General features: G+C 36.2%; 8 protein-coding genes. 3 read left to right on the top strand and 5 right to left on the bottom strand.

Annotated features, from left to right (window positions below):
- Positions 1-182: 182 nt before the first annotated feature.
- From FTT76_RS17270 to FTT76_RS17250, 5 genes are all read right to left on the bottom strand, one after another.
- Positions 183-599 (bottom strand): DNA breaking-rejoining protein, encoded by a 417-nt coding sequence (locus FTT76_RS17270; RefSeq protein WP_168379498.1) that lies wholly within the window; start codon positions 597-599, stop codon positions 183-185.
- A gap of 231 nt (positions 600-830) precedes the next feature.
- Positions 831-1,352 carry a hypothetical protein gene (locus tag FTT76_RS17265; RefSeq protein WP_168379499.1) on the bottom strand — a complete coding sequence of 174 codons (522 nt, stop codon included), beginning with the start codon at positions 1,350-1,352 and terminating at the stop codon, positions 831-833.
- 29 nt (positions 1,353-1,381) lie between these two features.
- Positions 1,382-1,864 carry an SH3 domain-containing protein gene (locus FTT76_RS17260; RefSeq protein ID WP_180009663.1) on the bottom strand — a complete coding sequence of 161 codons (483 nt, stop codon included), beginning with the start codon at positions 1,862-1,864 and terminating at the stop codon, positions 1,382-1,384.
- A 10-nt stretch (positions 1,865-1,874) separates the two neighbouring features.
- Positions 1,875-2,327, bottom strand: coding sequence for a DUF4236 domain-containing protein (locus FTT76_RS17845; protein WP_180009664.1), 453 nt, complete (start codon positions 2,325-2,327; stop codon positions 1,875-1,877).
- A 10-nt stretch (positions 2,328-2,337) separates the two neighbouring features.
- Positions 2,338-3,327, bottom strand: a complete 990-nt coding sequence (locus tag FTT76_RS17250; RefSeq protein WP_180074499.1) for a DUF4041 domain-containing protein — start codon at positions 3,325-3,327, stop codon at positions 2,338-2,340.
- Between the two features lie 486 nt (positions 3,328-3,813).
- Between FTT76_RS17250 and FTT76_RS17245 the strand changes: the two genes are divergently transcribed.
- The 3 genes from FTT76_RS17245 to FTT76_RS17235 all read left to right on the top strand — a co-directional run bounded on the left by FTT76_RS17245 (position 3,814) and on the right by FTT76_RS17235 (position 5,262).
- Positions 3,814-4,035 carry an excalibur calcium-binding domain-containing protein gene (locus tag FTT76_RS17245; protein ID WP_180009665.1) on the top strand — a complete coding sequence of 74 codons (222 nt, stop codon included), beginning with the start codon at positions 3,814-3,816 and terminating at the stop codon, positions 4,033-4,035.
- Positions 4,036-4,160: 125 nt separating this feature from the next.
- Entirely contained in the window at positions 4,161-4,808 is a 648-nt protein-coding gene (locus tag FTT76_RS17240) for a hypothetical protein (protein WP_180009666.1), read from the top strand.
- Positions 4,777-5,262, top strand: coding sequence for a hypothetical protein (locus tag FTT76_RS17235; RefSeq protein ID WP_180009667.1), 486 nt, complete (start codon positions 4,777-4,779; stop codon positions 5,260-5,262). Before FTT76_RS17240 ends, FTT76_RS17235 begins: the two co-directional genes overlap by 32 nt.
- Positions 5,263-5,476: the final 214 nt, after the last annotated feature.

Below are 5,476 nucleotides of genomic sequence, written 5' to 3'. Positions count from 1 at the left end.
CAAGTAACTTGGACCAGTGTTGATCATTTAGCATTGTTCGAGGCATAGCGAGTGTAAAATTGGGTTTGGCGATTTAATTTTACTATCTCGCTATTTTTTTAATCAACAAATGTCAACAGACCCTAATTTCATCTAGTTGGTTTTGCTTCGGTTACTTTCTAAGCTATCCAGATAAAGTAAGTTTAGCGAACTGCTTCAACATGCAATTTATAATTAACTGTTCTATTATTCCGTGCCGTATTCCGCATTTGGTAGATCTGAATCAAATAATTGCCTGATTCTGGCAGCTTGAATTTTCCAGATGCTCCTGTTGTAGATCCAATCACCAAAGCGTCTGCTTTTCCTGGTTTATCACCAGGAGCATATATATTAATTTGGGCTAAATCATGATTGCTTGTCAGCTTATAGCTTAAAGTTTGTCCAGCCTTAGCATTCAAACTATACTGAATGTCATCGTAGCCTTTAAATGATCCTGCAACTGTAGTACCAATAGCACCTTTTGCAAACTGAATGGGTTTTACTGGTGCAGCAGATACACTTGGCGAAACCGCCGCAGACAAAGCCAAAGTTATTGAACCTAACAAAGTTAATTTTTTCATCACTATGTGCCATTTTTAAATTGATCATTTTTAATCATGTGAAATTCTAAATTTCATCAATGATTTTTCATTTATATCGTAAGATGTACAAAGCACTTTTGCCATTTCCTTTTGTTATCCATTGATATAAAAAAACCGTACGAAGGTGGCTTATTTTTTACTTGAGCAGTCCGTATCTTGCATGTGAAAGTGTCTGTAATTCAAACATGTGGTCGTAATCATAGTTTGGCATTATGAATCCACATTTTTACTTACGTTTGATATGGCACTGCTCATAGAGAACATATTGTCGTTGAGCATGCTCATCAGTAATGAATTGAGTAATGCTGGGCTATGTGTATTCCACCACGCTTGAAAGACTCGTGCATGTACGCAGAGCATTTCTAGGAATTGTTTTTCATCTATATAGATATTTCCTTTTGACTTAACTTCTAAAGTTTCTAGGTAATTTACTGCGTCGTGGAAATGAATGGGCAACAGATCGCTATAACGTGCGATGCGGAAGTGTTTTTTGTGACGTGACCACATTTCTGCATGTAGTTTGCGTTCACCTTGGGCACGTCGGTCGATAATTTCTTTGAGTTCTGCTTGCTGCTCTGCGTTGATTTTTACTCGTGTGTCGATTTGCTGTTTTAGAACTTCTTTTTCCAGTACATCGAGTACCCATTTGCGGAATTCTTTAGCGACTTGTGTGAGGGCGAAGATTGCTATTAAATGAGAGCGCCACGTTAAGAAAATATTCGTAACACCCAATTGGGGTAAAGCACCTTAAGGTGCTTTTATTAGCGGTAACTCTTATTTCCTCCGGAAGTATAGCAATAACGACCACCTCTTGGACCATAACAATACGAGCCTGAATCACAAGAACAACCTTTAGAATATGTTTTTTTAACTTTTGTGTTAGGTTGACTCTTTATATGCGAGGAATAACTGTTCTTCACTGTACTTTTTGAGTATAGATCACCTTTAAGAAAGCAGTTTTCAAATGCGCATAAATATTTGGATAAAACCCATTTAGGACTTTCAAATTCTTTTGATAATCTTTCCCACTGATCTTTTCTATCATATATTAGAACGGCATCACCTCTTGCTAACTTTTCTACAATTTCCCCATTTTTAGGATTGTTTCTAACATTAAGAGTACTGGTATTTACATATTTCTTTGCTAAAGGATAGAATTCTTCTTCATTTAATTCCAAACCATCAAAAGCAAAACTAAATGATGACAATAGGATTAGAGATAGCTGTAGAATTATTTTTTTCATTAAGCATTACTCAAGATTGTTGTAGATTCACAAATACAAATAATAAAAGCCATCCAAAACTTATAAACCTTGCTGGCTTTGAATAGCCTTCACGCAAAGTAAACCATGCGAAAATATATGGCATTAGAAAGATTCCAATGCCTAAAAGAATCGAAACCTTCCGCTCAAACTTTGGCATAAATGGTAAAGGTGTAGGAACTTGCGTTCCTACAGGAGACATATTCATTTGCATGCTAGACCTTACAGGCTCACTTCTAACAGTTTCTTTCTTTACTTGCTTAGGGCTAAAACTGCTATACGAAAGCCCAGTACCAGGCAAACCAACAGTTGTTCTTGTTCCCTTTTTGCCAAGGTTTACACGCGCGCCTTTACCGCCTAATGAAACGCTAGAAATACCCTTTTTCGTAATATTTAAACGTACACCCGGTGCTATCTTTAGACTTTTTCTAAAATTAAAACCCACGATTAACCCCTTATATTAAAGCTGGAATTTCTTCCTCAAGCCTTTTTTCTGCCTGAGTTTTTTCATGTCTAATTGTTTGGCTTTGTCTATATTGCTCAGCTTCAGCTGTAATAGTAAATTCAGCATCGCTTGAAATCTTATGAACCTCACTTTGGATTTCATCTAAAGTCACATGGAAAAATTCTTTTCGGAGATTGACTAGATTTAAACGACGTTCAGCAAACACTTTATGAAGCGCATTTTCCATAGCCGGTGCATTTTCGCTATAGATCATTGCATGTACATCAAAGTAGAACGGCACACTAGCATCGCCCAGTTCATGTACACGATCTATTGGCTCCAAACGGCGCGTCATACCAATCTTATAGACATCTTCGCCAAATGATCCGATGTTAGAAATAATATAAACATGTCCCGCTTTTGTCTGCTGTGCCATTGATAGTGCGCGCTCATTTTTCTGATGAGCCTCTTCTAACTTAATTGATAACTCAGCAATTTCTGCATTCAATTTATCTAAGTTACCACCGACAGCTTTTGCTGCTTCAGCTTGTGCTTTCAATAATAATTTTTGGAATTTTTCCTCTTCCTTCTGAGCTGCCGCCATTTCCTGCTCAAGCTTTGCCTCTTCGCGCATTTGACGGCGAATTTCAGCCTGCTCCTCTTTCTCTTCTTTTACTTTTTCTTGATATCCATAAGCCAACCATAACTCCTGCATCTTCATGTCCACATATTTACGATCAATATAGACATGGTTTGACTCATTCATTTTATTTATATCTTCGGCAGCTTTGCGAATACGCTCCTGCATTTTTTCTATATTATTCCAACGCACATTTGCTATAGCTGCTTCACATTCATTATTGAATGCTCGCGTTGTTAGCTTGATTGCGCGTGTGACCATTTTCTTACCTTCAGCTTTACTTTCTCCCACAGTCCACTCTGTAGAGCAAGTGACTGCGGTTTTAGCCTTAAGCATTGATTTCTGTTTTTCTCTGATCAACGCAATTCTTTGTTTATATTCTTCAGATGTTCCAAAATCAAAATGTGGCTTATAAAACCCAGATTAAGCTAATTCTAAATCTTCATCATATACAGCAATCTTACGAGTTAATATTTGGAAAAGACCATATTTTTTTTGGTAATCCAGCTGAAGCGCTTGAATATCGCTACTTAGTTGAGTCTTACGCTTTAAAGATTCTTCGACTTCCTTATCAACATCTATAATTCTTGAATATCTAGCTTCATATTTTTTTTAATTGAGTCTGATTATTAGTATTCTCAGTTTCTTTTGCTTTATATTTCCCATATATAAAATAAAAAGCCGCCCCCAAAAGTGCTACACATATAAGCAAAAAAATTGTAATACCGTTCACTTTATACCCCAAGAATGTTATATTTTTACTTAATTTAACAAATTGTGTACTTTTTGTCACACGGTAAATTTACTGATAAGATTTGCATGACTTTTCTACTTTTAAAATAATTTATGAAATTTTTACTCATTTTAATTTTGGGGTTCACTTCCATTCAAGTTTATGCAAAAAAGTGTGCTGACTTTAGTACTCAGCAGCAAGCACAGAAATGGTATGAACAAAGAAAGAAATCAGGACAAACAGGTTGGAAAAGTTTAGACCGCGACGGCGATGGTCAGGCCTGTGATTGCCTGCCGGGTGGAAATGGCAAGAAGTGCCCGAAGAAGAAAAGATAAAATTGAACAAGTATATTGATTATAATTTAATCCATTAGATTTAATTATTTCCTAATGTATTTCAGTCGAAATATATTTTAAGTAAATTATGCTTACCAAAAATTATGAATAAATTTGGATCAATAATGCATATTAAACCACTTTTACTTTTAGGCTTATTTGGTCTATTAACCGGGTGTCAAGTTGTAGAAACTGCTGATAATAAAAAGTCAGTTTCTATGTTACCGCTACACATTCCAAAGGAAGCACGCTACCTAAATACTGCTGCAAATGCACCTATTTCAGAAAAGCGAGAAGCTTATGCTAACCAACTCGTGAGCTCGGGCCAAAAATATGCCACGATCAAAACAATTCCTTATGAGTTTTTCCAAGGATCAGGTTCTTTAAGTGCGTACCCTTACACGGTTTACACTTTTGACCAGCAACGTGTGAAATTTGTAGAAAACTCACTACTCAGCCCATCAACTACACAAACAAGATTTGATCATTCGCAGGTGAAACTCAAACTACCTGTTGGTCAACACGACATTGTTTTCGTAAGTGGCATTGGAAATCATAGTTACTTTACTGAGATCAAAAACGTGACTTTAGAAGAAAATAAAGATTATGTGATTGGCGTAGATCGTAATCCAAATACAAAACCTCTAGTTTTCATTGCTGAATATGAAGTTGACTCTCGATTTAAAGCGACTGAGCCAGAATCTATTGTTATTACAAAACGTATTGTTGAAGGTGTTGAGCATGCAAACCTTAAAAAAGTCAAAGTTTATTAAAACAGCTACTGGCTTAGGGCTATTAACTTCACTGTTATTGCTCCAAGGCTGCGTACGAATGATGCTACCAACCTCAGAAACTGAATTGGTCACAAAATCAATCAATGGTGGTGGTTCAGTAGAAGTTCCTTTGGACTATGTACAATCCTATGCAAACTTAAAGCAGGCATATGGAAAATGCGTGGAATACAGGACTTATAATGATTATTTGAAAGTTGAAGCTAACCTAGATCGTGAAAATAATATTGGGACTTTTTATGGCAGACCGCCATATGGGACTTATATTTTTAAGACTACAATTACGCCTATAGATTCAACTTCATCTAAGCTTACAATCTATACAATACGTGGCAGTCTTCTGACAGACAATGCCAATCAAAATGTATTAAAAAAACGTTTAGAGCAGGATAAACTTCGTGCATTAGGTCAAGATCCAAAATGCAATAAAGGTTAATTTGTACTTAAATCAAAAGAGTGCCATATGGCACTCTTTTTTATTAGACTGATTAAAAATAAATTCATCTTGCTAATAATTGACCAAAGAGGTGGTCCCACATGTTTGAACAACTAAAAGCGTATTTATAAGTGATATTCCGCTCTAGTTAAGCCACCTTGTTTTGTTGGGGTAGCTGATCATAGTAAAACTCATTTAGCCTTGCGAAGCAGTG

It is taken from the genome of Acinetobacter sp. YH01009, assembly GCF_013420765.1.
Taxonomy (GTDB): domain Bacteria; phylum Pseudomonadota; class Gammaproteobacteria; order Pseudomonadales; family Moraxellaceae; genus Acinetobacter; species Acinetobacter amyesii.
Note: the sequence above shows the minus strand (reverse complement) of the source record. Positions and strands in the feature narration are given on the sequence as shown.